The organism is Maricaulis sp. MIT060901 (genome assembly GCF_047123815.1).
Taxonomy (GTDB): domain Bacteria; phylum Pseudomonadota; class Alphaproteobacteria; order Caulobacterales; family Maricaulaceae; genus Maricaulis.
The window spans coordinates 23570-47117 of sequence record NZ_CP138920.1; the positions used below are offsets into that span (position 1 = coordinate 23570).

Here is a 23548-nt window from a genome sequence, read left to right on the forward strand (position 1 = left end):
GATTGTTTGCGCTATCTCGGGTGCAAATCATTCCTTTTTGGGGGTCTCCCATGCCAATCGAAATCCTGATGCCCGCCCTGTCTCCGACCATGGAAGAGGGCACACTGGCCAAGTGGAACATCAAGGAGGGCGATACCGTCGAAAGCGGCGATGTCATTGCCGAGATCGAGACCGACAAGGCAACGATGGAAGTCGAAGCCGTGGATGAGGGCACGGTTGGCAAGATCCTGGTTGAAGAGGGCACGGAAGGCGTCAAGGTCAATAAACTGATCGCCCTGTTGCTCGAAGATGGCGAGGATTCGTCTGCGCTGGATACTGCCGGCTCCGCACCGGCCACGGCGACTCCTGCACCAGCTCCGGCCACGGCTGCTCCGGCCGCGGCTGCTCCGACACCTGCTGCTCCCACGCCTGCCGCTCCGGTTCCAGCTCCGGCGGCCCCGGTCGCTGCCTCGGGAAACCGAATCAAGGCCAGCCCGCTCGCCCGTCGTATTGCCGCAGACAAGGGTCTGGACCTCGCCAGCCTGACGGGCTCCGGCCCCTATGGCCGCATCGTAAAGCGCGATGTCGAAGGCGCCACCGTGACAGCGCCACCTGAAACGCCGCAAGCTGCGTCGGCGCCGTCCGCGCCGGCTGCGGTCATCGATCATGACGAGCCGCTGGCAGCCTATGGTATTCCGGCCGAGCGTTATGAGGTCGGCAAGGCGGACAACATCACCAAGATTTCCGCCAAGCGTCTGTCGGAGAGCTTCCGCGATATCCCGCATTTCCCGCTCAATATCGATTGTAATATCGACAAGCTGCTGGATTTCCGCAAACGCGTGAACGCCGCTGCCGAGGCCGAAGGCGCCAAGGTTTCTGTCAATGACATTCTGATTAAGTGCGCCGGCCTGGCGCTCAAAAAGGTGCCGGCCGCAAACGCGTCCTGGATCGAGGATGGCCGCATTGCCATGCACAAACACGCCGACGTTTCCATGGCCGTCGCCATCGAGGGCGGCCTGATCACGCCGATTATCAAGGATGCGGATCAAAAGGGTCTCGTCGAGATCTCCCGCGAGTCCAAGGACCTGGCGATGCGTGCGCGCGACCGCAAGCTGGCACCGGAGGAATTCCAGGGCGGCACATTCTCGCTCTCCAATCTGGGCATGTTCGGCATCAAGTCCTTCGCCTCCATCATCAACCCGCCGCAGGGCATGATCATGTCGGTTGGCGCTGGCGAGCAGCGTCCCGTCGTCAAGGATGGCGCGCTGGCGATCGCCAATGTCATGACCGTCACCCTGACCTGTGACCACCGCGTGGTGGATGGTGCAACCGGTGCGAAATGGCTGGCCGCATTCAAGACCTTCGTTGAAGACCCGATGACGATGCTGATGTAGGCAGATCATCATGCCCATCACCTCCCAACTTGCCGAGATTCGCCATACCGATCTGGTGTTCCCGGAACAGACCAATCATCAGGGTACGTATTTTGGTGGTGCGGCGATGGCGGTGATGGACAAGGTGGCTTTCCTGGTCTCCGCCCGTCACGCCCGCCGGCCGTTTGTAACGGCATCCTGCGACCGTATCGATTTCCGCAATCCGGCCTATGTCGGCAATATGATCGAATTGTCCGGCCAGGTGCGTCTTGTAGGTCGGTCTTCACTCGTCGTGGACGTGGAGCTTGCAGCAGAAGACCTGCGCACAGGCGAGCGGCGCATCTGTACGCGTGGTGCCTTCACCATGGTCGCGGCAGACCGAAAGACCAATCCGGAACGCCTGCCTCCAGCCCCCGATGCCAAGCCCGAATTTGCGCCATCACCGGTCGGGTCTGCGCGGACGCTGCGCCTGGTCTTCCCTGGCGATACCAATCATCTGGGCCAGCTGTTTGGTGGCGGGGCGATGTCGATCATGGGCAAGGCTGCCTATATCGCCGCGTCACGGCATGCCCGCTGTGAGATCGGCATGGCGGCGTCCGACAAGATCGATTTCATCGCCCCCACCCAGGAAGGCGAAATGCTTGATGTCGTTGCAGAAGTCCGTGAGGTTGGACGCTCTTCACTGCGTGTTGGCGTGCGGGCGGAAGCGGAAAACCTGATGACGGCCGAGCGGCGTCTGGTCGGTGAGGCAGAGTACGTTATGGTCGCCCTGGATGACGAGGGCAATCCAACAACGGCGCCCCCACTGGCCTAGGGCGGGCGACTCTCTCTACCTCTAGTGCGTGCCCGCTACTGGAGATCGCCGATGACCGTGAAGTCCATTTCCCTGAACGAAAAACACAGCCAGTTCGAAGCGCCGTGGTCACCCAAGCGCATCGCCACGGTGGACAATTACGACATCAAGCTGGCCAAGGCCGAAGGTCATTTCGACTGGCACAAACATGATGATGAAGACGAGATGTTCTTCATTTCGCGTGGTTTGCTGGAAATCGAGATCGAGGGACAGGACCCGGTCATTCTTGGACCCGGTGAGCTCTGTGTGATCCCCAAGGGAATCCGTCATCGCCCGGTCGCCAAGACCGAGGAAGTCCACATCATGCTGTTCGAAAAGGCCGGGGTCACGAACACCGGGGATAATCCCGACAGTGACCTGACCCAGACCATCGAGGATATCTAGGGCTTTTGGTCCAGACCAAAGCGCTCTACGGCGGCCCGGGCAATGGGTTCACCCCATTCCTGGACAAAGTGACCGCCGTCAGCAATTTCCATCGGTTCCGGACAATTCCTGATCAGGCGTTGGAGTGATCGCATGGCTGGTGGGCCCAACACAGGGTCCTGCATCCCGATCGCCATGAAACTCTCGCCCTGCCAGTCTTGCTTCCAGAATTTCGCAGCGGCCAGTCCTGTGTTCACACCTTCCATTTCCGGGGAGGTCTGTACCAGCATGGGGAAACGGCGGACGCCAGCCTTGTAATCATCCGACGGGAAGGGAGCGTTATAGGCCGCGACTTCGGCCTCGTTCAGAACAGGTGTCGCGCGCGCCATCAAGCCACCGACGTCGAAATTGGGTGTCGTGGCGACGTAATTGCGCCAGGCGTCAAAACCGTCCCCGGCAGGGCGTCCGACACCCAGCCCGGTATTCATCACCAGCAGGCGTGTAAAGCGATCCGGATAGTCCTTGGGGATGGTCAGCCCCAGAAGCCCACCCCAGTCCTGGCAGACCAGGCAGACATCCTGGATGTCCATGCGCTCGAGAAAGGCCTTGAGCATGTTGCGGTGGAAATGGAATGTGTAGTCAGCGTCTTGGACCGGCTTGTCGGAGCGCCCGAAACCGAGAAAATCAGGCGCAATCACGCGGGCACCGGCTTCAAGGAAGACCGGGATCATCTTCCTGTAGAGGAATGACCAGCTGGGCTCGCCGTGCAGACACAGGAAGACGGGTGCGTCCGATTTCGGTCCTTCATCCACATAGTGTACGCGAAGGCCTTCATATCCAGGCAGCTCATCCACATAGTTTGGTGCATAGGGCCAGTCAGGCAGATCCGCAAAACGATCATCATCGGTGCGGAGCGCTTTAAGTACTGTATCGACCATAATTTTCCTCCCGTTTATCGCGCGTCAGAGTAATCCCCGTCCGCGGGCCTCGCCAGCATTGATCCGAACCGGGTTCGCTGCTAGGAGAAAAATCGAATTCCGCAAATTCGTTCACACGCGAAGAAAGTCACGCCCATGCCTGCAACAGCTTATGATGTTATCGTTATCGGTGGTGGTCCCGGCGGCTATGTCGCCGCGATCCGGGCAGCCCAGCTGGGCATGAAGGCGGCCGTCGTCGAGCGGGAGCATTTGGGTGGTATCTGTCTGAACTGGGGCTGTATCCCGACCAAGGCCCTGTTGCGGACCTCCGAGGTCTATCATCTCATGCAGCACGCGTCTGATTTCGGTCTAAAGGCAGAGAAGATCAGTTACGACATCGAGGCAATCGTCAAACGCTCGCGCGGTGTTGCCAACCGCCTCTCGAGCGGGATCGGCATGCTTCTGAAAAAGAACAAGGTCGACGTGATCGAGGGTGAGGCCAAGCTGAGCAAGGGCGGCGTGGCTCCGAACGTCGTTGTGGCCGGCAAGTCCTACTCTGCCAAACACGTCATCCTGGCCACGGGAGCCCGGGCGCGCACCGTGCCGGCAGCAGGACTTGAGCCGGACGGTGACAAGATCTGGACCTATCGTGAAGCCATGGTGCCCAAGGAGATGCCGAAATCTCTGCTGGTCATCGGTTCGGGCGCGATCGGGATCGAGTTCGCGAGTTTCTACAAGACGATGGGCGCGGATGTAACTGTTGTCGAAATGATGGATCGTGTCCTGCCGGTCGAGGATGAGGAAATTTCCAAGCTCGCTGCGAAGGCTTTCAAGAAACAGGGCATGAATCTGATGACAGGAGCCCAGGTCGAAAAGCTCGACAAGGGCCCCAAGACCGTCAAGGTTCACGTCAAGGACGCCAAGGGCAAGGTCCAGATTGTCGAGGTCGAGAAAGTCATCCTGGCGATCGGCATTGTCGGCAATGTCGAGAAGCTCGGCCTTGAAGCGCTGGGTGCCAAGGTCGACCGTGGCCATATCGTCAATGATGGTTTCGGACGCACCAATGTAAAAGGCCTCTATGCCATCGGTGATGTCGCCGGGCCGCCCTGGCTGGCCCACAAGGCGTCTCACGAAGGTGTGGTCTGTGTTGAGAAGATCGCCGGCCTCGATGTTCACGCCTTCGAGACGTCGAATATCCCAGGATGTACGTATTGCCACCCGCAGGTCGCTTCGGTCGGTCTCACCGAGGCCAAGGCTAAGGAAGCCGGCTACGACATTAAGGTTGGTCGGTTCCCCTTTGTGGGTAACGGCAAGGCTATCGCGCTGGGTGACGACCAGGGCTTGGTGAAGACGATTTTCGACAAGAAAACCGGCGAACTCCTGGGCGCTCACATGATCGGTGCGGAAGTCACCGAGATGATCCAGGGTTATGTCGTTGCGCGTCAGCTGGAAACGACCGAGGAAGACCTCATGCACACTGTCTTCCCGCACCCGACCTTGTCGGAAATGATGCACGAAAGCGTCCTCGACGCCTATGACAAGGTCATCCACATGTAGGAGTTCGGGGCAGGGGATGTGTTCAGGAACATTCCCTGCATGCAAAATCGTCTCCGCATGCATCATAGGGTCTGAAAGCACACCCTGCGGAGGACATCATGTTGCGCAATCTGGCGATAATCACGGTTTCGGCCCTGGCCGTATCAGCCTGCACCTATTCCAGCTATGGTCCGGATGAGCACCGTTCCGTTGAATCTGCCGGACTGGTTTCCTCACGCAATGTCGATGTAACCGGAGATGCCGAGTTTGCCGGCATGATCGTGCGTGCTGACGGTGATATTGATGGCGATCTGGACGTGGCGGGTGCCACAGTGCGTTCCAACGCCGACGTCGGCGGCAATCTCTCAGCTGCCGGAGCACGTCTTCGGTTCAACGGAACTGTCGCGGGTGATGCCGAAATCGCTGCTGCCACTGCGCATGTCGATGCGATCATCGAAGGCCATACGGAAATTGCCGCGGCACGACTGCGTCTGGATGGTGAAATGCGCGGCCCGGTCGAGATCGCGGCCTCTCGCGCCACGATTCGCGGTCGTTTTCTCCAGGGCTTCGAATTTGAGGGGCATGGGAACCGCAAGAGCGGTGACCTGACGCTGGCGGGTGAATTTCTGGGTGGTGGAGCCATTTGTTCAACCGAGATCGAAATCACCAGCGCCGCGCGTTTCGAGGGCGATTTTCTCTTTGTCTCGGACAGCCGGCCGGATCGCTTGCCGTCCGGCGCGGAGTTCATTGATCTCGACGGACGCGATTGCGAGAAATTCGAACACGAACGTTTCAGTCGCCACGGCTAGGAACTGACAACATCAAAAGAAAAGGCCCGGATTGTCCGGGCCTTTTTGTGTCTGCATCTTTCAAGCGCTACTGCACTGGCTCGGGCTCGACGGCTGTGACCGGTGGTTCGGCCATCGCCTCGTTCACCATGGCCTGGACACGGCCGTAATTGGTCTTGCCGGTTCCAAGAACAGGGATCTCGTCGACAATCACGATCTTCTTGGGCACTGCGAGCTCGGTCACGCCATGATTCTTCGCGAAGGCCACAAAATCAGCGCGCCCGGCATTCTTGTAGGTGGTCAGCAGAATGATTTGCTCTCCCTTGCGCTTGTCCGGGATCGCAGCTGCTGCATGCATGCTGTCGGGCCAAAGCGATGTTGCGCAATTTTCGACAACAGCGAGAGAGACCATTTCCCCACCAAGCTTGGCAAAGCGTTTGACCCGGCCGCGGATTCTGAGAAAGCCCTCGTCATCGATCGCCACGATATCACCCGTGTCGTGCCAGCCGTCCGCCGGTTCTTCCAGAACCAGGGGCGCTGACGGGCGGATATAGCCACGCATGATATTGGGCCCTGAGATGTGAAGCTGTCCGCCATCATCAATTCCATTGACGGGAATCAGCTTTGCCTTGGCGCCAGGCAGGAGGCGACCAACGGTGCCAGGTTTGTTCGCGTCGGGCTGGTTCACGGCAAGCACCGGGGCCGCTTCGGTCAGGCCATAGCCTTCAACAATATCGACCTCGAACTTGTCCTTGAGCATGGTGCGGGTCTCGTCCTTGACGCGCTCGGCACCGCACACCGCCATGCGCAGGCTGGACAAATCCTTCTTGTCGGCCGCGCGGGCGTATTGATTGATGAAGGTGTCAGTGGCGAACAGGATCGTTGCGCCTGTTTCGGCAACCCGTTTGACGATGGTCTTTGCCTGCAGCGGCGTCGGGTGACAGATCGCCGGTATGCCCAGGTTGATTGGTAACAGAACCCCGCCCGTCAGGCCGAAACTGTGGAAGGTCGGCATCGGGTTGAAAAGCACATCTGTTGGCAGAAGCGTGATGTGATCACGGACCTGTTCAACATTGGCCAGCAGATTGGCGTGGCTGAGCACCACGCCCTTCGGCTGCCCCTCGGTACCGGATGTGAAGAGGTAGACTGCTGCGTCATCAGGATCAGGCCATGCGCGGACCGCCCAGGGCGCGATCGTTCCAACTGCAGCCGCAATCTTGTCCTTGATGCTCAGATTCTCACGGACATCCTCGAGATAGATCATCTCATGGTCAGCCGCCAGCGACTCTTCGAGCGCCTGCAATTCGCCGAGTTCAATGAAGCGGTGCGCTGTCACGATGCGTTTGCATTTGCTGGCTATGCAAGCGGACTTAATCGCCGCCTCGCCCGCAGTGAAGTTCAGCATAGCCGGCACACGGCCATAGGCGGAGACTGCGAAGATAGATACGATTGCACCAACCCCGGTTGGCAGCAGGATCGCGACGGCTTCGCCCTTTTCAGTGCCCGCCTTGAGAGCATGACCGAGAGCAAATGCAGCCTGAATCAGTTCGTTGTAGCTGAGCTCGCGTCCATCCGCGTCGATCGCGGCAACCTTCTTGCCACCGTAACGGCCGCGTGATTGCAGCAGGCCTTCGAATATTGACTTGCGGATGCGGTTCTCGTCGAACTTGTCACCCTCGTAAATCTTGTCGGCCGGTTGCTCGATTGCCGTCGCAATCGGTTCACCAGCGGCAGAATCAACCGCCATTCAATCCTCCCGGAAGTCCGCCATTCTAATGTTTTAGCGGCACACTTTTGATTGCTGGATATTACTGCGAACCGGCGGGGAGGGAAGAGCTGAGTGCCATTCCAGTTTGTGGACTAAAGCGCATTATCTCGGTAAACATTAAATATTTATCGTTTATCAAAAAATTTCTTGATATCGTTTTTCGATAATGTAAGTTCCCAATGAATGCTGGGGAGCGTCTAAAACATCGCAGTAGCGACTGCGAACTTAGGAGATTCAAATGCGTAAGGCCCTGATCGCAACCGCGTCAATGCTGGGAGCGACCCTTCTTTCCGGTTGCGTCATCGTTGTTGGCGACGACGATAGCAAAAGCTTCAATCCGGAAGTGCGACGTGATGGATATCTTGTTTTGGACCGCATCGGCGATTTCAGCCGAATCGGCGGTGATATTGATCTGCGCGGACAGCTCGGCGGCGATCTGAATCTGGTCAGCGGTGATGTCACGGCAGACGACCTGCAGGTCGGCGGCGGCGTGTCCATCGCTGCAGGTGACGTGGATTTCAGCGGCCGCGTGTCGAACGATGTGGCCATCGCCGGTGGCGACGTCAATTTTGACGGCATTGGCGAAGAAGATGTCGAGATCGCTGCGGGTGATCTCTTTGTGGCCGGCCAGGTGGGCCGGGACGGTTCCTTTGCGGCGGGGGACATGCTGATCGAAGCGTCGATCGGGCGTGACCTCAACGCGCAAGCGGACCACATGATTATTCGCAGCACCGTCGACGGAGAAGTCGAGCTGGTGGCTGCCAAGGAAATTCGCCGTCGTCGCAGGAACGATCCGGAGCACGGCCTGATCGTTATCTCTGGCGAGTTGCGTGGCGGTGGAGAAGTGTGCGGCATCACGATCGAGTTTGAACGTGGCGCCTCGGTAGGCGAAAGCCTGACGGTCTGGGCTGAAAACGAGCCTGATTCGTCGGATGTTCGGGGACGATCAAACATTTCCTATATTCCGCGTGATGGCGTCGATTGCGACGACCTGATCGACTGAATTCAATTCGAAAACCTGTCTGCCGGGGGGCACAGGGAGCGAGACGCATGAATATTAGACATATACTGACGGCCGGGGGGCTGGCCGTCCTGACGTTGGGATCTTCAGCCGGCGCCCAGGTTATTGGCGGCGACCTGAACATCAATGGCTCCAGCGACGATGTGCACTTCTTCGGCGGTCAGATGCGCATCAATGGAGAGATTGACGGCGATATCTTCGCCATCTCCGGTGATGGCGAGATCGACGCTACGGTGAACGGTAATCTCGAGGTCTTCGGTGGTGATCTGGAGCTTCATGGTCTGGTCATGGGCGATGTGGACCTGGCTGGCGGCGATATCGAAGTCACAGCCGAAATCCGCGAAACGATCAATGTCGGCGGTGGCAGCCTGCAGATCAGCGGCCCGGTGCACGGGGAGCTGAATGCAGCTGGTGGCAGTGTGGAAATAGGATCCACAGTAGGTGATGACGCCCATATTGCTGGCGGTTACATCCGCCTGACGGATGCGAGCTCGATCGCAGGCAAAGCGGAGATAATCGGTGCTGAAGTCCATATGGATGGGCGCTTTGAAGGCCGAATCTCGATCGAAGCCGAGGAAGTTGTGCTCTCGGGCCGTTTCCTCGATGAAGTCGAGATTCTTGCTGAAGACGTACGCGTCGCCGCTGGTGCGGAGTTCTCGGCGCCGTTGCGGGTTCGTGGCCCGTCCGAGCCCGTGATCGAAGCGGGTGCGGTCGTTCCGGATTATTCCTACGAAGAAGAAGGGTTCAATTTTGGAGCCCGTCACTGGAACAAGGTCGATTTCCAAATCGACGGTCCAGTCAGACTAATGGGCTCTCCTGAGAAGTTTTTCGGAGCGACATTCTACGGGCTTTCATTCCTTCTCGGGGTGTTTGCAGTGCTCCTGACCCCACGCGGTGTCGGCAAGATTGCGCGGACCTTCCGGTCTCGTCCGATCGCTTCCATGGTGCTCGGTTTTGTCGCTATTCCGATGTCGATCGTTGCAATGGTGATGTTGACGGTACTTCTGGCGATAACAATTATCGGTATTCCGCTCATACTTTTGGTCTGGCCGCTTTATCCCTGGGTAATGCTGCTTGGTTTTGCATTCGGTGGGATCGTGATTGGAGACCTCATCTTCAATCGCAGCCACGCGGAACGCGGATTGGGTTTGGCGATGCGATCACTGTCCTTGTTGTTGGTACTGGTCGCGCTCTTTGCTCTTTCGCAAGTTGGCGCCATTGGAATCCCGGTCGCGTTCCTGACCTGGGCCGCAGGTCTTGGCGCCTGGATGCTGTCCTTTGGTAACAATAATCAGGACGAGACATCCCAACGCTCCGAGCCGCCGCGCCGTGACCCGGAACCGGAAATTGAAGCCGAGCCAGACCCGGCATAATTTCAATCATGACATTTCAGTCAGGTGGGCTGGTGCCCGCCTGACTGACCCTATACGCTCCGCCGCCGAGGGAACTAGCCTGCTCTAGAAACGAGGCGAGGGGAAATGCGTACACTTTCACTTATTGCATTGGCTGCATCCGTCGCGAGCTTCAGTCTCGCGGATGCCCAGCCAATCCGACAGACATCCAGCGATTGGCGGGATGCCTTCCGTCAGCTCGAAGACGAGGATTGGCCGTCTCCGAACCGCGAACGCCGTGCCACCGGCGCGCCGGGTCCGGACTACTGGCAGCAGGATGTCGATTACGACATCGATGTTCACCTGAACGAGCGCACGGATGTCCTGACGGCGACCGAGACCGTCACCTATACGAACAATGCTCCGGACACGCTGGACTTCCTCTGGTTCCTGCTGGACCAGAACCGTTTCCGTCCCGACAGCATGGCGAATGTCACGGCCACGGCTGGAAATGGCGCTCCGGATGGTGTTTCCGCGTATTCCATGCGTCGCCGCCAGATGATCGAAGAGAATGGCTACGGTTTCAACGTCACCGCAGTCACGGATGCGAATGGCGAGCCGATGGATTTCACTATCGTCGACACGCTTATGCGTATCGATCTGGATGATGTCCTGGAAACCGGCGACAGCGTCACTTTCACGATCGAGTGGAATTATCGCCTTGTCGAGGCGCTTCGTATTGGCGGACGGGCCGGCAAGGAGTGTTTTGAGGAGACTGAGGATACGGGCGCGGACTGCATTTTCCAGGTTGCTCAGTGGTTTCCGCGTGCTGCTGTCTTTTCCGACTATGAAGGCTGGCACAACAAGGTCTTCCTGGGTGCCGGTGAATTCGGCCTGGAATTTGGCGACTATAATGTCTCCATCACCGTGCCGCAGGACTTCATCGTTGCTGCCACGGGTGAACTGACCAATGGCGAAGAGGTTCTGACCCAGGCGCAGCGTGAGCGTCTCGCCGAGGCCCGCACCGCAGATGAGCCGGTCTTCATCGTGACGCCTGCCGAGGCCCGCGCCAATGAACGCCGTGGTACACGGTCCGAGGCGACTTGGGAGTTTGCCGCGGCCAATGTCCGCGATTTCGCTTTCGCGGCATCCCGCAAGTTTATCTGGGACGCTCAGGGGATCGAGCAGGACGGTGAGGGCGATGCCCCTGATCTCGTTATGGCGATGTCCTTTTATCCGAACGAGAGCGAGCCGCTCTGGTCCACTTTCTCCACACGGGCTGTTGAGCATACGCTGAACGTCTACAACGATTTTGCGTTCCCGTATCCGTACCCGACGGCGCAGTCCGTTGCCGGTCCGGTTGGCGGTATGGAATACCCGATGATCACCTTCAATGGTGGCACCTATGGTCGTCCGACCGTGGATAGTGATGGCAACATGACCTATTCTCGTCGTGCCCGTAACGGCCTGATCGGTGTGATTATCCACGAGATTGGCCACATCTATTTCCCGATGGTCGTCAATTCCGACGAGCGCCAGTGGACCTGGATGGATGAAGGCCTGAACTCCTTCCTCGAATACCAGGCCGAGCGCCAGTGGGAAGAAGACTGGGTGATGCGTCGCGGCGATCCGCACTCCGCAGTGACCTATATGACGTCGTCCAATCAGATGCCGATCATGACGCAGTCTGACTCGATCCGTCAGTTTGGCTGGAATGCCTATGGCAAGCCAACCGTTGCGCTGAACATCCTGCGCGAGACGATCATGGGCCGCGAGCTGTTTGACGAGGCCTTCCGCACCTATTCCCGTCGCTGGCGTTTCAAGCGTCCGACGCCGTATGATTTCTTCCGCACGATGGAAGAGGTTTCCGGTATGGATCTCGACTGGTTCTGGCGTGGCTGGTTCTACTCCACCGACCATGTCGATATCTCCATCGACAACGTCACCGAGGGAATGTTCAACACCGAAAATCCGGAAATCGAGAACGCACTGGATCGTGCTGCCGATGAAGCGCGTGGCGAAAGCCGGACCCAGGCCTACAATATGGCTGAAGGCATTCGCTTCTACGCCGAGGACAATCCGGAAGTCGTCGACTTCTATTCCTCGCGTGATGTTCACACGGTGACCAATCGCGAGCGTGAAGCCTATGAGCGTTTCCGCGACGGTCTGGAAGATTATGAGCGTGACATCCTAGATAGCGGCGATCGTATCTATTACATCGAGCTGTCAAACCAGGGCGGCCTGGTCATGCCGGTCATCCTGGAATTCACCTTTGCAAACGGAAACACCGAGCTCGTTCGCATCCCGGCCGAAGTCTGGCGTTACAACCCGGCGAACATCACCTGGTCCTACATCACCGATCAGGAGGTCGTTTCCGTCGAGCTGGACCCGCTGCACGAGACCGCTGATGCTGATCGTTCGGATAACCATTATCCGCCGCGCATTGAGCCGACCCGGCTGGAGCTTTACCGTTCCGGTCAGGGCTCCCGCTCCAACATGATGAGCGATATGGACCGCCGCGTGAGCCGCGACAGCGTCCGCACGCGTTCGGAGTAAGATGAGCAAGCTTCGACTGATACTCGCAGTAATGGCAGGAGCCGTCCTCGTGACGGCTCCTGTTCAGGCTCACCGCATGAAAGCCGGCGCGACCGAGATCGCGGTCAATGAACGCACCGGCGAAATGGAAATCATCCACCGGGTCTACGCCCACGACCTTCTTGAGGCGCTGGGAAACCTGGAACTGGATGAGACCGAACTCCTCTCCTCACAATCCGGCCTTGCGCAGATCGAGCAACTTGTACGCGCGGAGTTTCGCGTGGCTGAGGGAGACGGCCGGCTGCTTGAGCTGACCTATGTTGGCGCCGAGCTGGACGGCGAGTTCGCCTGGATCTATTTCACCGCTTCGGCGCCAGAAGATACGTCCAGCTTTGTGGTCGATAATGACATTCTCTCGAACGCGTTCGAGGACCAGGTCATGATGACCAATTTCCGTTTCAACTCTGATGTTCGCACCGCGATGCAGGGGCCTGGCCGACGCGATCCGATCCGCGTCCGCTTCACGCAATAACGTCCCGACACCGGGATTGTCTCAAGGGGATTTGGGGAAATGCGCAATCTAGCCATTGCCATGCTTGTCACGAGCGTGGGTTTTGCCGCCGTGGCGGAGGCTCAGCCTATCCGTCAGACGTCCAGCGACTGGCGCGACGCCTTTCGTCAGATGGAAGACGAGGACTGGCCGACACCCAATGATGAACGCCGCGCGACGGGAGCGCCGGGACCGGCCTACTGGCAGCAACAGGTAGACTACGTTATCGAGGCGCGTCTGGACGAGAACTCCCACGTGATCACGGGCGCGGCGACGGTGACCTACACCAATAACGCGCCGGACACGCTGGATTTCCTCTGGTTCCACCTCGACCAGAACCGCTTCCGTCCGGACTCCATCGCGGTGATGACCGAGACGATTGGTGGCGGTGAACGTGCCAGTTCGCGCCTTGGCCGCATCTCGACCGATGGTATCGCCGCGCGGGCTTTCAATCGCCGGCGCCTTGTTCGAGAGAACGGCTATGGCCAGAACATCACGGGTGTGACTGCAGCCGATGGGGAGACATTGGAATTCACCATCGTCGACACGCTGATGCGGGTGGATCTGGAAACGCCACTGGAAACCGGTGACAGCGTCACTTTCACCATCGACTGGAACCATCGTCTGCTGGAAACCCTGTGGGCCGGTGGCCGGGGTGGTGTCGAGTGTTTTGACGATTACGACAATTCAGGTGGCGATTGTATTTTCCAGGTCGCGCAATGGTATCCACGAGCGGCTGCCTTTACAGATTTCGAGGGTTGGCACAACAAACCCTTCCTCTCTCGTGGTGAGTTCACGCTGGAGTTTGGCAATTACGATGTTTCGCTGACGGTTCCGCAGGACTTCATTGTTGCCGCGACAGGCGAGATCCAGAATGCCGACGAGGTTCTGACCGAAGAGCAGAGAACACGCCTGGAACAGGCACGCACGGCAGACGAGCCGATGTTCATTGTGACCCCGGAAGAGGCACAGCAGAACGAACGCCGTGGTACGCGCTCCGAGCGCACCTGGCGTTTTGCCGCCGAGAATGTCCGCGACTTTGCCTGGGCAGGGTCGCGCAAATTCATCTGGGATGCCGTTGGTATCGAGCAGGACGGGCAGGGCGAGGCACCGGACCTGGTCATGGCGATGTCCTTCTATCCGTTTGAAAGCGAGCCGCTCTGGTCGACGTTCTCGACCCGCGCTGTCGAGCATACGATCAATGTCTATAACGAGTTTGCCTTCCCTTACCCGTATCCCACAGCGCAATCGGTAGCGGGACCGCAGGGTGGCATGGAGTATCCGATGATCACCTTCAATGGTGGTACATTTGGACGCCCGACGATCGATGATGATGGCAATATCACCTATTCCCGCGGCGCCCGGAACGGTCTTGTTGGGGTGATCATCCACGAGATTGGTCACATCTATTTCCCGATGATTGTCAATTCCGACGAGCGCCAGTGGACCTGGATGGATGAAGGCCTCAACTCCTTCCTCGAGGACATCGCAAAGCTTCGCTGGGAAGAGGATTTTGTTGGCCGCAAACGCTCCGACGTCCAGTGGATCACGGGTTACATGACCTCGCGCAACCAGCAGCCGATCATGACCCAGTCAGATAGTGTTCGGAGCATCGGCGCGAATGCTTACTCCAAACCGTCGGTCGGCTTGTTCATCCTGCGCGAGACGATTATGGGTCGCGAACTGTTTGACGAGGCTTTCCGGACCTATTCCCGTCGCTGGCGTTTCAAGCGTCCGACGCCGTATGATTTCTTCCGCACCATGGAAGAGGTCTCGGGGATTGATCTCGACTGGTTCTGGCGTGGGTGGTTCTACTCCACCGATCATGTCGATATCTCCATCGACAACGTCACCGAGGGTATGTTCAACACCGAAAATCCGGAAATCGAGAACGCGCTGGATCGCGCCTCAGACGAGTCCCGCGGCGAAAGCCGGACCCAGGCCTACAATATGGCTGAGGGCATCCGCTTCTACGCCGATGACAATCCGGAAGTTGTCGACTTCTATTCCTCGCGGGATGTTCACACCGTGACCAATCGCGAGCGTGAAGCCTATGAGCGTTTCCGCGACGGTCTGGAAGACTATGAGCGTGACATCCTCGATAGCGGCGACCGTATCTACTACATCGAGCTGTCCAATCTGGGCGGTGTGGTCATGCCGGTGATCCTGGAATTCACCTTCGCAAACGGAAACACCGAGACAGTACGCATTCCCGCTGAGGTCTGGCGTTATGACCCGGCGAACATCACCTGGTCCTACATCACGGATCAGGAGGTTGTTTCCGTCGAGCTGGATCCGCTCTTTGAAACCGCCGATGCGGATCGGTCCAACAATCACTATCCGCCGCGCATCGAGCCAACGCGTCTGGAGCTCTATCGGTCCGGTCAGGGCTCCCGCTCGAACATGATGAGCGACATGGACCTGCGTGTCTCACGAGACAGCATCGAAACCCGAGAGGAATAGCAAAAAGCCCGGCTCAAGCGAGCCGGGCTTTTCACTTCCGGGGGGAGGTCTGGATCAGTCCACGAAACGCGTCCGGATCCAGTCGGAAATCAGATCGAGCGTTTCTGGGTCAAAAGTCGTTTCGATCTGGGCGTATTCAGCAATCGTGCCGGTCTGTGCGGGCTGGAACATGTGGTTGAGCCCATAAAGTTCCAGGATGGTTGCATCAGGGTTTCCGGCCAGCCCCTCACGCAGACCTGCCAGATTGGATGCGGCAGGGACTTGCAGATCCATGGAACCAACTACTGCCAGTACGGGTTGCTCAACAGCCTGCAGATAGGGCAGCGGGTCGTGATTGAGGAATTGCACATACCAGTCCCGCGTGATCTGGGTCAGGAAGAGCTCCTTCTGGTCGGCCGGAACGCTCAGTGACGTCAAAAATTCCTCGGTCAGGAGCGGTGTGACTCGTGCCCGTACATCGGCGCCGTCATGGGCCTGTTTGGCCTCATCTGTCATCACCTGAAGTGCACTGACCATAGCGGCGACATCCTCATCGGAACCACCGGACGCGCGGGCGATAAGGTCGGCTTGTTCCAGCACGATCTCCTGGCCGGTCGTGCCGGGGCCAGCGAGCAAAACAAGGAAGTCAGGTGCGCCGTCCAGGTTCGCCATCAGCGGCGCGATCAGCCCGCCTTCACTGTGACCGATCACACCAACTTTGGACGTGTCCACACCCGGCTGCGCGCGTAGCCAGCGCAGGACTGCCATGGCGTCGCTGGCAAAGTCATGTGACGTGCCTGTTGCAAAGTCTCCGGTCGATTCTGCAAATCCGCGGTCATCATAACGAAGAACCGCGACCCCCTGGCGGGTAAGATGATCGGCGAGAACGGCGAACGGGCGGTGTTCCCAGATGCTCTCGTCACGGTCCTGGGGGCCAGATCCTGAAACGAGAATGACGGCCGGCACAGGCTGGCTGCCACGCGGCATGGTCAGGGTTCCGGCCAGGCTCACGCCCTCTGCTTCAGGATTATCGATACGCACTTCGGAAATCTCATAGGGAAAAGGCGCTTGCGGTGTTTGCGGGCGTGTTGGAGCAACGACCTGCATGGCTGTGCGGGTGAATTCCAGCGCCACATCCGGAAAGCCCGGGCGGGTCCAGTCGCCACGCAGAACGCCTGCGTCAGCATCGAGCACCGCCGAATAAGTTACATTGGCCATCGGGATGCGCAGGTCAACGCGGTCGCCGTCTCGGCTCAGACCAGTCACCGGAATGTCGTAGACGCCCTGGTCAACACTATCCAGCGTGGCCGAGGTGCCGTGTGCTCCGGTCTCGATATTCAGCACGAGGTTCAAGAGCGTGCCCTCACGATCGAGCAACGCTTCCCAGCGTCCGTCCAGCCCTTCGATGATCAGTGCAACGGGCGCTTCGTCAGCGGCGGAAAAATTGAGCGCCAGCGTCATGCCTTGCTGAAACTCGCCCTCATACCGATTCGTTTCCGCGTTCCAATCGCCGGAGTATTGCGCGCCCATATTGGCGATCGAAAAGCTGAGACTTTCATCGTCCAGTGCGACTGTCGTAACGGGAATATTCTGACCCGGTGCCTGGTCCAGGCTTTCAAGGAATGCGGTCTGGTTACCGTCCTGGTCCTCGCTCACCTTGAGCAGGAGCCGCAGGGAGCCGGCGGGCGTGTCCAGCGTGCCTATCCAGTTGCGAGTGGCCTCCTGGGCGAGGGCAGGCAAGCTGATGAGGGCGGATAGGATCAGGGGCAGTAACACCCTGGTCAGGTGTAAAATGAAGGGCATGGGAATTTCCTTTTGGCATGGCTCCGCCGGTCGTGTGCCCGAAGGCACACGTTATTGAGGCAGAGTGAAAGTTGGGGAGGATTAGTTTTTGGAGCGGTAGAGGCTTGCGGCTGATGCGACCACGACGATGACGCCGGAGAAGAGCACGGCCATTGCGGCAGGCATGGCCCATTCGATCGGCGCGAAAGCCCAGATCAGTGTGTAGGCCAGAGCCGTCAGAACAAACATGCGTCCTGCAAAGCGTGCCTGCGCCTGGGCACGTTCAGGTGAACAGCCAGCATCCTGCAACGCGATGGGGCGTTTGGGCGCGGCATTTCCGTAGAGCAGAAATATGACACCGAACAGAACACCCAGGATGCGTTGTTCCATCGCATCGCCGAGAGCCTCGGTAATCCCGAAGGAAACCACCAGCGTAAATGCAAGGGGAACAGCCATCAGCAACCCAGCGGCAGAGATGGACCATCGGATCGCGGCTTGGTTCTCATAGAAGCGTTCATCACGCTCTTGATTGCGTTTCTTGATCTCGATCACCGTCCAGGCGACGGGCAGGAACAGCGCGGCAATCATGAAGGCGATCAGACCTTCCGGTTCACGATAAGCGGCGATCGCGCCGAGGCTGAACGTCAGGACCACCATGGCCATGGGGCCGAAAATGGAATTCGAAGTACGGCTCATTGTCCGGTCTCCTCTTTGTCTTTTTCTTCCGTCGGGCTGCCCAGGCCAAAGGCGGCAGCAAAACCGAGAAGGGCGTCTTCGAGCACAGAAAGCTTGATCCGATAGATCACGCTCTTTCCGTCCTTGGTGGCGTCCACAAGGTTGGCGTCCTTGAGGACTGTGAAATGCGCCGACATGGTCGGTTTGGAGACGTCGAACTCAGCGGCCAGTTCACCAGCGGTCATCGGACGCTCCCTGAGGAGTTCCAGGACACGCCGCCTTGTGGGGTCCGAGAGGGCTTTGAATACATTGCTCATGATTAGACGATTAGCTAATCGACGAATTGAAGTCAAGAACAATTCGAAAAATATCTAACTAAGAGAATGGCCGGTATGCGGGCAGGGACGGATGACAACGCTTGATGTCCGCCGCTGCTGGGCTTATTTGCGGGGCATGGCCAATCTGATCGATACGTCTTCGCGTGAATCTGCCGCGTCCGCGCGCGCCGCTCGCCACCCTGAAAAACAAAAGCGTCCGGACACCCCGGTGCTGCGGAAGCCGGACTGGATCCGGGTCAAGGCGCCGCTGGGCAAGACGTTCTCTGAGACCCAGAAAATCGTCAAGGATGGCGGCTTGGTCACGGTTTGTGAGGAAGCCGGTTGTCCGAATATCGGTGAATGCTGGGAACAGAAACACGCCACGTTCATGATCCTGGGCGACACCTGCACGCGAGCGTGCTCGTTCTGCAATGTTAAAACGGGTCTGCCAGCCCCTGTCGATCATGATGAGGCGCGCCGTGTCGCCGATGCCGTGGCTGAGATGGGGCTCAACCATGTGGTCATCACGTCAGTGGACCGGGATGACCTGGATGATGGCGGCGGGCAGCATTTTGTCGATGTGATCAATTCCATCCGCGAGGCGGCGCCGCAGACGACGATCGAGATCCTTACACCGGACTTCCTGCGAAAGGATGGCGCCGCGGAAATGGTGATCGACGCCAGACCGGATGTGTTCAACCACAATCTGGAAACGGTCCCGCGCCTCTATCTCTCCATCCGTCCGGGCGCGCGCTATTATCACTCGCTGCGTCTGCTGGAACGTGTAAAGGAACGCGATCCGAACCAGTTCACCAAGTCCGGCATCATGGTCGGTCTGGGTGAGACCAAGGAAGAGGTCATGCAGGTGATGGACGATATGCGTTCAGCCGGCATCGATTTCCTGACGATCGGTCAGTATCTCCAGCCGACCCGCAAACACGCAGCGGTCGAGCGGTTTGTAACGCCGGATGAGTTCAAGGCCTATGAAACCATCGCCCGCGCCAAGGGGTTCCTGATGGTGTCGGCCACGCCGCTGACACGGTCCAGCCATCACGCCGGTGATGATTTCGCCAAGCTGAAAGCCGCGCGCGAACAGGCGGTGAACCGCTAGTGGCGACAGTCGTCCGTGAACACCTGCGGCTCTTTCACACCGCGGACGAGCTCTTCGGGCTGGTGCTGGATGTGCGGTCCTACCCACAGTTTATCAGTCAGATCACGGCCCTTCGTGTCCTTGAAGAGAGCGAAGGTGATCTGACCGCAGAGGCGCGTGTGCGCTATAAATTCGCGGCAGAGAGTTTCACCAGCCGCGTACGCTCCGATGCTGGCGCTCTCAGCATAGATGTAAGTTTCGTTTCCGGACCGTTTCGCACCCTGATCAATAACTGGCGTTTCCATCCGCTCAGCGACGGGTCCTGCCTGGTTGATTTCTACATTGAGGCTGAATTCAAGATTGGCATGTTGCAAATGCTGCTTGAAGCCAACAAGGCCCGGGCCGGGCATGTTCTGATCAAGCGCTTCAGCGATGAAGCGGGCCGTCGCTTCGGGCCGTCGGGCAATCCTGAGCTTGATCTAACCGAAGAAATCGACGCCCTGATCCAGCAGGCCTAGCGCAGTCAGGACGGCGCAGCGGCGGACTTCGCCACGCCCCCGGTCTCCAAAGCGTTCCACCTGTGAAATGACGGTGCGGCCACGAATTGCCAACCCGAAGTGCACTAATCCGGCAGGCTTGTGAGCGGTGCCACCCGGTCCAGCGATACCGGTGATCGAAACCGCAATATCCGCGTTGGATTTCAGAAGGGCGCCTTCTGCCATCCGGCGCGCGACCTCACGCGATACGGCGCCATTGGCGACGATCACTCGGGCCGGAATGCCGAGCATTTCTGTCTTGGCTTCATTGGAATAGGTCACGAATGTACGGTCGACCACATCAGAAGAGCCTTCGACATCGGTCATCAGTGCACTGACCAGCCCGCCGGTACAGCTCTCCGCTGTTGTGATCATGACGCCTGCGGTTCGAGCCCGTGCGAGCAGGGCGTCGGCCCGAGTGATAAGTTCAGTGTCAAACATCATCTGGCATCCGCGCGGTTACGATAGCCTGGGCGGCAACGCCCTCCCGGCGGCCGGTAAAGCCCAGCTTCTCCGTCGTTGTTGCCTTGATATTGACACGACGCACGGCGAGGCCAAGCAATCCTGCCACCCGGGCACGCATCTCCTCACGATAGGGTCCCACCTTGGGGCGCTCGCAGATCAGCGTCACATCAGCGTTCACAAGCTCCCCGCCAGCATTTTTCAACAGCTGGCAGGCATGTTCGAGAAACCGATCGCTCGGCGCACCTTTCCATTGCGGGTCAGTCGGCGGGAAGTGCTGGCCAATATCACCTTCGCCTGCAGCGCCAAGAATGGCGTCGGTCAGAGCATGCAGCCCGACATCAGCATCGGAATGCCCAACCAGGCCGAACTCCTGATCAAGCCGTACACCGCACAGATACATGTGATCGGATGCTTCCAGGCGATGCACATCAAATCCCTGGCCGGTTACATAGGTCATGTCTGGTTTCCCAAGCATCGTCTTGGCGCGTTCGAAATCGGCCGGTGTGGTCAGTTTGAAATTATCCGAGCTGCCGTCAACCAGCGTGACCTTCAATCCCGCGGCGAGCGCGACTGAGGCATCGTCATGCGCCGCGCCATCACCATGTGCCTTGTAGGCGTTCATCAGTGCGCCATAGTGAAAGCCTTGCGGTGTCTGGGCGGCACGCAGTTGATCCCGGTCAACACTGGCCTGCATGACGCCATGTTCATGCGCAAGAATGGCATCGGCCAGGGGCAGAACCGGCAGGGCAGCCGGGGTGTCCTCCAGAGCCGTGATCACGGAGGATATGATTTCGTGGCTGACGAACGGCCGGGCTGCGTCATGGATGAGAATTTTATCGGGCGCCTCTGATTCCAGTGTCGCCAGACCAGCCAGCACCGAGGCTGTGCGTGTTGCACCACCCGGTACATATCGGTGGTCACCCTGGATCGAGGCATAGAAGCCTTGGTCGGCAGGATTGATCACAACGACTATTGGGCCAATGTCCGGGTGCGCAGAAAACACCTCAAGCGTCCGTTCAAGCACGGTTTTTCCTGCCAGTTGCCGATATTGTTTGGGCACACCGCCACCGGCGCGTTCTCCCCGTCCGGCAGCGACCAGAATGGCGGCAGTTTTCATGTGACAGTCCCGTGCATTGCCGCAGTGCAGCAAAATCGTTAGCGTTATCGCGACGCGAGCGCGAAAGAGGCTGTCACCTAACATGAGCTTTTCAGTCGGCAAACATGTGATCGACGTGCCAGCAATCCTGGCTCCGATGTCCGGCGTGACGGATCTGCCTTTCCGTCGTCAGGCCCAGGCTTTTGGTGCAGGAGCCGTCGTGTCTGAAATGGTGGCTAGCGACGCCCTGGCCGCCGGTCGCCGTGACATGGTGCGCAAGGCGGCCAGCGATGCCAGTCTAAATCCACGCATCATCCAGCTTGCAGGTCGAGAAGCCCACTGGATGGCGGAAGGTGCGAAGATCGCTGAAGACGCAGGCGCTGATATCGTTGACATCAACATGGGCTGTCCTGCGCGCCAGGTGACGAAAGGATTGTCTGGCTCGGCCCTGATGCGTGATCTCGATCATGCGATGACCCTCATTGAGGCGACGGTGACGGCCACAACCTTGCCGGTGACATTGAAAATGCGTCTAGGATGGGACCATGCCAGCCTGAATGCAGCCGAGTTGGCCCTGCGCGCGCAAAATGCCGGGATCCAGCTGGTTACGGTGCACGGCCGTACTCGCCAGCAATTCTACAAGGGTGAAGCGGATTGGGCGGCTGTTCGGCCGGTGCGTGACGCGATTGATATTCCGCTGGTCGTCAACGGTGATATCTGTTCACTGCACGACGCTCGTGAAGCTATGAAGCAATCCGGTGCCGACGCTGTGATGATCGGACGGGCGGCCCAGGGTCTGCCTTGGCTGGTTGGGCAGGTCGGTGCTGAAATGCTGGGAAGGCCTCTTGCGGTAAGCTGGGACGAGAAATGTTCCGCGCTGAGTGAACAGTTCCGGGAGGCGCTAGATTTCTATGGCGAAGCGCTGGGTATTCGCATGATGCGCAAACATTTCTCTTCCTTTGTTGATGTCGAACATCGTCGCGCTGCCGAAGATTCACGTCGAGCCCTCAAGAACATTCTGTGCCAAAGCGTCGACCCGGCAGAAGTCGCGGCGTGTCTTGCAGGGCTTGAAGAGCCGGAGCAGGCCGTGGCCGCATGACCCAGCACACGCTCGATCATCCTGCCCAGCTAGCCGCCGAGGTCTTGCCCTTTCCGCTGATCGTCTTTGATGATCTCAAGCGCGTGCTCTGGCTGAACACGGCGGGACAGGAATGGTTGGGAGTCTCCTCCAGGAAACTCTCCAAGCGTGGTCTGGACGCAATTCACCCCGCCTACTCACGTATCGCGGACCCTGTTTTCCAGGCTATTGATACCGGGCAGTCGGTGATCCTCCGCGAAGTGGAGATTGCCGGCGCCCAGTATGATCTGAGTGCGAGTTATGATCACGACGTCGGCGCGACAACTTTATGCGTTCTTCCCGCTCCCGCTCCGCGCCGCCAGGAACACCAGGCCGCACTGGGTTTTGGCAAGATGCTGGCCCATGAGCTTAAAAATCCGCTGGCGAGTATCCGAGGCGCAGCGCAATTGCTTGAACCGAGTGTGTCCGGTGAGGATCGCGATCTTCCCCAGACCATCATCGAGGACGTTGACCGCATCACCAGCCTTGCCAATCGCTGGAGCAGTATCGGGGATGTTGAGCTGCAGGCAGACGAACCGGTCAATCTGAACCGTGTCTGTGTCGAGGCTTTCGAGCGATTGGCGCGTTCCAGCAGTCTGGCTGACGACCTGATCATCGAGCAGTTCGATCCGTCTCTGCCCCAGGGGCGCGGTGATGTTCTCCTGCTGCAGCAGGTCGTTCTCAATCTATTGCAGAATGCACTGGACGCCCTGGAAGATACGGACAGGCCGCGGATACGTGTCGAGACCTATTACGACGCGCTTGACCGAGGCGCGGACGGTTCGAGACCGGCGCCTTTGGTGATCGCCGTACGCGACAACGGGCCGGGCGTGTCCGCGGAACTGCGAGGGTCGCTGTTCACTCCCTTTGTGACGACAAAGCCCGCGGGTGAGGGGCTCGGACTCTCCTTCTGCGCCCGTATTGCCCAATTGCATGGTGGGCGATTGGATTATGAATCAACGCCCAGTGCCACATCCTTCTACCTGAAACTTCCAGCTGATCGCCGAGGATAAG

Annotated in this window: 21 protein-coding genes; 14 read left to right on the forward strand and 7 right to left on the reverse strand. The window is 58.7% G+C overall.

Features of this window, described 5'->3' with window-relative positions:
- Positions 1–50 precede the first annotated feature (50 nt).
- Genes SIC17_RS00120 through SIC17_RS00130 form a run of 3 tightly spaced genes read left to right on the forward strand, consistent with a single transcriptional unit; the run spans position 51 to position 2589 of the window.
- The gene (locus SIC17_RS00120; RefSeq protein ID WP_412546011.1) at positions 51–1373 is read left to right on the forward strand and encodes a pyruvate dehydrogenase complex dihydrolipoamide acetyltransferase; all 1323 of its coding nucleotides are present in this window, start codon (positions 51–53) and stop codon (positions 1371–1373) included.
- A gap of 10 nt (positions 1374–1383) precedes the next feature.
- Positions 1384–2166, forward strand: coding sequence for an acyl-CoA thioesterase (locus tag SIC17_RS00125; protein WP_291895301.1), 783 nt, complete (start codon positions 1384–1386; stop codon positions 2164–2166).
- A gap of 51 nt (positions 2167–2217) precedes the next feature.
- On the forward strand, positions 2218–2589 hold the full coding sequence (locus SIC17_RS00130) for a cupin domain-containing protein (protein ID WP_291895304.1): 372 nt from the start codon (positions 2218–2220) through the stop codon (positions 2587–2589).
- On the opposite strand, the gene SIC17_RS00135 is transcribed toward SIC17_RS00130, so the two are convergent.
- A complete protein-coding gene (locus SIC17_RS00135; protein ID WP_412546012.1) occupies positions 2586–3506 on the reverse strand; it encodes a haloalkane dehalogenase in 921 nt (306 codons plus the stop codon). The two genes, SIC17_RS00130 and SIC17_RS00135, sit on opposite strands and share 4 nt — an antisense overlap.
- Before the next feature lie 135 nt (positions 3507–3641).
- Between SIC17_RS00135 and lpdA the strand changes: the two genes are divergently transcribed.
- Both lpdA and SIC17_RS00145 read left to right on the forward strand, forming a co-directional pair.
- Positions 3642–5042 carry a dihydrolipoyl dehydrogenase gene (lpdA, locus tag SIC17_RS00140; RefSeq protein WP_412546013.1) on the forward strand — a complete coding sequence of 467 codons (1401 nt, stop codon included), beginning with the start codon at positions 3642–3644 and terminating at the stop codon, positions 5040–5042.
- A 98-nt stretch (positions 5043–5140) separates the two neighbouring features.
- Positions 5141–5830, forward strand: coding sequence for a polymer-forming cytoskeletal protein (locus tag SIC17_RS00145; RefSeq protein ID WP_291895311.1), 690 nt, complete (start codon positions 5141–5143; stop codon positions 5828–5830).
- Between the two features lie 67 nt (positions 5831–5897).
- Here the strand turns inward: SIC17_RS00145 and SIC17_RS00150 are convergent, their stop codons facing one another.
- Positions 5898–7556: an AMP-binding protein gene (locus SIC17_RS00150; protein ID WP_412546014.1), complete on the reverse strand. Its 1659-nt coding sequence runs from the start codon at positions 7554–7556 to the stop codon at positions 5898–5900.
- Positions 7557–7815: 259 nt separating this feature from the next.
- Here SIC17_RS00150 and SIC17_RS00155 point away from each other — a divergent pair, with 259 nt between their 5' ends.
- The 5 genes from SIC17_RS00155 to SIC17_RS00175 all read left to right on the forward strand — a co-directional run bounded on the left by SIC17_RS00155 (position 7816) and on the right by SIC17_RS00175 (position 15477).
- Entirely contained in the window at positions 7816–8580 is a 765-nt protein-coding gene (locus tag SIC17_RS00155) for a hypothetical protein (RefSeq protein WP_412546015.1), read from the forward strand.
- 47 nt (positions 8581–8627) lie between these two features.
- Entirely contained in the window at positions 8628–9971 is a 1344-nt protein-coding gene (locus tag SIC17_RS00160) for a hypothetical protein (protein WP_412546016.1), read from the forward strand.
- Between the two features lie 105 nt (positions 9972–10076).
- Positions 10077–12485 carry a M1 family metallopeptidase gene (locus tag SIC17_RS00165; RefSeq protein WP_291895320.1) on the forward strand — a complete coding sequence of 803 codons (2409 nt, stop codon included), beginning with the start codon at positions 10077–10079 and terminating at the stop codon, positions 12483–12485.
- A gap of 49 nt (positions 12486–12534) precedes the next feature.
- Positions 12535–12996, forward strand: a complete 462-nt coding sequence (locus SIC17_RS00170; RefSeq protein ID WP_291895322.1) for a DUF6702 family protein — start codon at positions 12535–12537, stop codon at positions 12994–12996.
- A gap of 39 nt (positions 12997–13035) precedes the next feature.
- Positions 13036–15477 carry a M1 family metallopeptidase gene (locus SIC17_RS00175; RefSeq protein WP_412546018.1) on the forward strand — a complete coding sequence of 814 codons (2442 nt, stop codon included), beginning with the start codon at positions 13036–13038 and terminating at the stop codon, positions 15475–15477.
- Between the two features lie 54 nt (positions 15478–15531).
- Here the strand turns inward: SIC17_RS00175 and SIC17_RS00180 are convergent, their stop codons facing one another.
- The 3 genes from SIC17_RS00180 to SIC17_RS00190 all read right to left on the reverse strand — a co-directional run bounded on the left by SIC17_RS00180 (position 15532) and on the right by SIC17_RS00190 (position 18230).
- Positions 15532–17259, reverse strand: a complete 1728-nt coding sequence (locus tag SIC17_RS00180; protein ID WP_412546019.1) for an alpha/beta hydrolase family protein — start codon at positions 17257–17259, stop codon at positions 15532–15534.
- Between the two features lie 81 nt (positions 17260–17340).
- The gene (locus SIC17_RS00185; RefSeq protein ID WP_291895329.1) at positions 17341–17934 is read right to left on the reverse strand and encodes a hypothetical protein; all 594 of its coding nucleotides are present in this window, start codon (positions 17932–17934) and stop codon (positions 17341–17343) included.
- Entirely contained in the window at positions 17931–18230 is a 300-nt protein-coding gene (locus SIC17_RS00190) for an autorepressor SdpR family transcription factor (RefSeq protein WP_291895965.1), read from the reverse strand. The genes SIC17_RS00185 and SIC17_RS00190 overlap by 4 nt, the downstream gene beginning before the upstream one ends.
- A gap of 136 nt (positions 18231–18366) precedes the next feature.
- On the opposite strand from SIC17_RS00190, the gene lipA reads away from it, so the two are divergent.
- Both lipA and SIC17_RS00200 read left to right on the forward strand, forming a co-directional pair.
- Positions 18367–19341, forward strand: coding sequence for a lipoyl synthase (gene lipA, locus SIC17_RS00195; RefSeq protein ID WP_366940120.1), 975 nt, complete (start codon positions 18367–18369; stop codon positions 19339–19341).
- Positions 19341–19838: a type II toxin-antitoxin system RatA family toxin gene (locus SIC17_RS00200; RefSeq protein ID WP_412546020.1), complete on the forward strand. Its 498-nt coding sequence runs from the start codon at positions 19341–19343 to the stop codon at positions 19836–19838. Before lipA ends, SIC17_RS00200 begins: the two co-directional genes overlap by 1 nt.
- Here SIC17_RS00200 and SIC17_RS00205 read toward each other — a convergent pair.
- Together SIC17_RS00205 and SIC17_RS00210 are read right to left on the reverse strand one after the other, a co-directional pair.
- Positions 19800–20300, reverse strand: coding sequence for a CinA family protein (locus tag SIC17_RS00205; RefSeq protein ID WP_412546021.1), 501 nt, complete (start codon positions 20298–20300; stop codon positions 19800–19802). The genes SIC17_RS00200 and SIC17_RS00205 overlap by 39 nt on opposite strands.
- Complete coding sequence (locus tag SIC17_RS00210) at positions 20290–21438, reverse strand: bifunctional 2-C-methyl-D-erythritol 4-phosphate cytidylyltransferase/2-C-methyl-D-erythritol 2,4-cyclodiphosphate synthase (RefSeq protein ID WP_291895340.1); 1149 nt, start codon at positions 21436–21438, stop codon at positions 20290–20292. The genes SIC17_RS00205 and SIC17_RS00210 overlap by 11 nt, the downstream gene beginning before the upstream one ends.
- Positions 21439–21574: 136 nt before the next feature.
- On the opposite strand from SIC17_RS00210, the gene SIC17_RS00215 reads away from it, so the two are divergent.
- A complete protein-coding gene (locus tag SIC17_RS00215; RefSeq protein WP_412546939.1) occupies positions 21575–22516 on the forward strand; it encodes a tRNA dihydrouridine synthase in 942 nt (313 codons plus the stop codon).
- On the forward strand, positions 22513–23547 hold the full coding sequence (locus SIC17_RS00220; RefSeq protein WP_412546022.1) for a two-component system sensor histidine kinase NtrB: 1035 nt from the start codon (positions 22513–22515) through the stop codon (positions 23545–23547). The genes SIC17_RS00215 and SIC17_RS00220 overlap by 4 nt, the downstream gene beginning before the upstream one ends.
- Position 23548 lies beyond the last annotated feature (1 nt).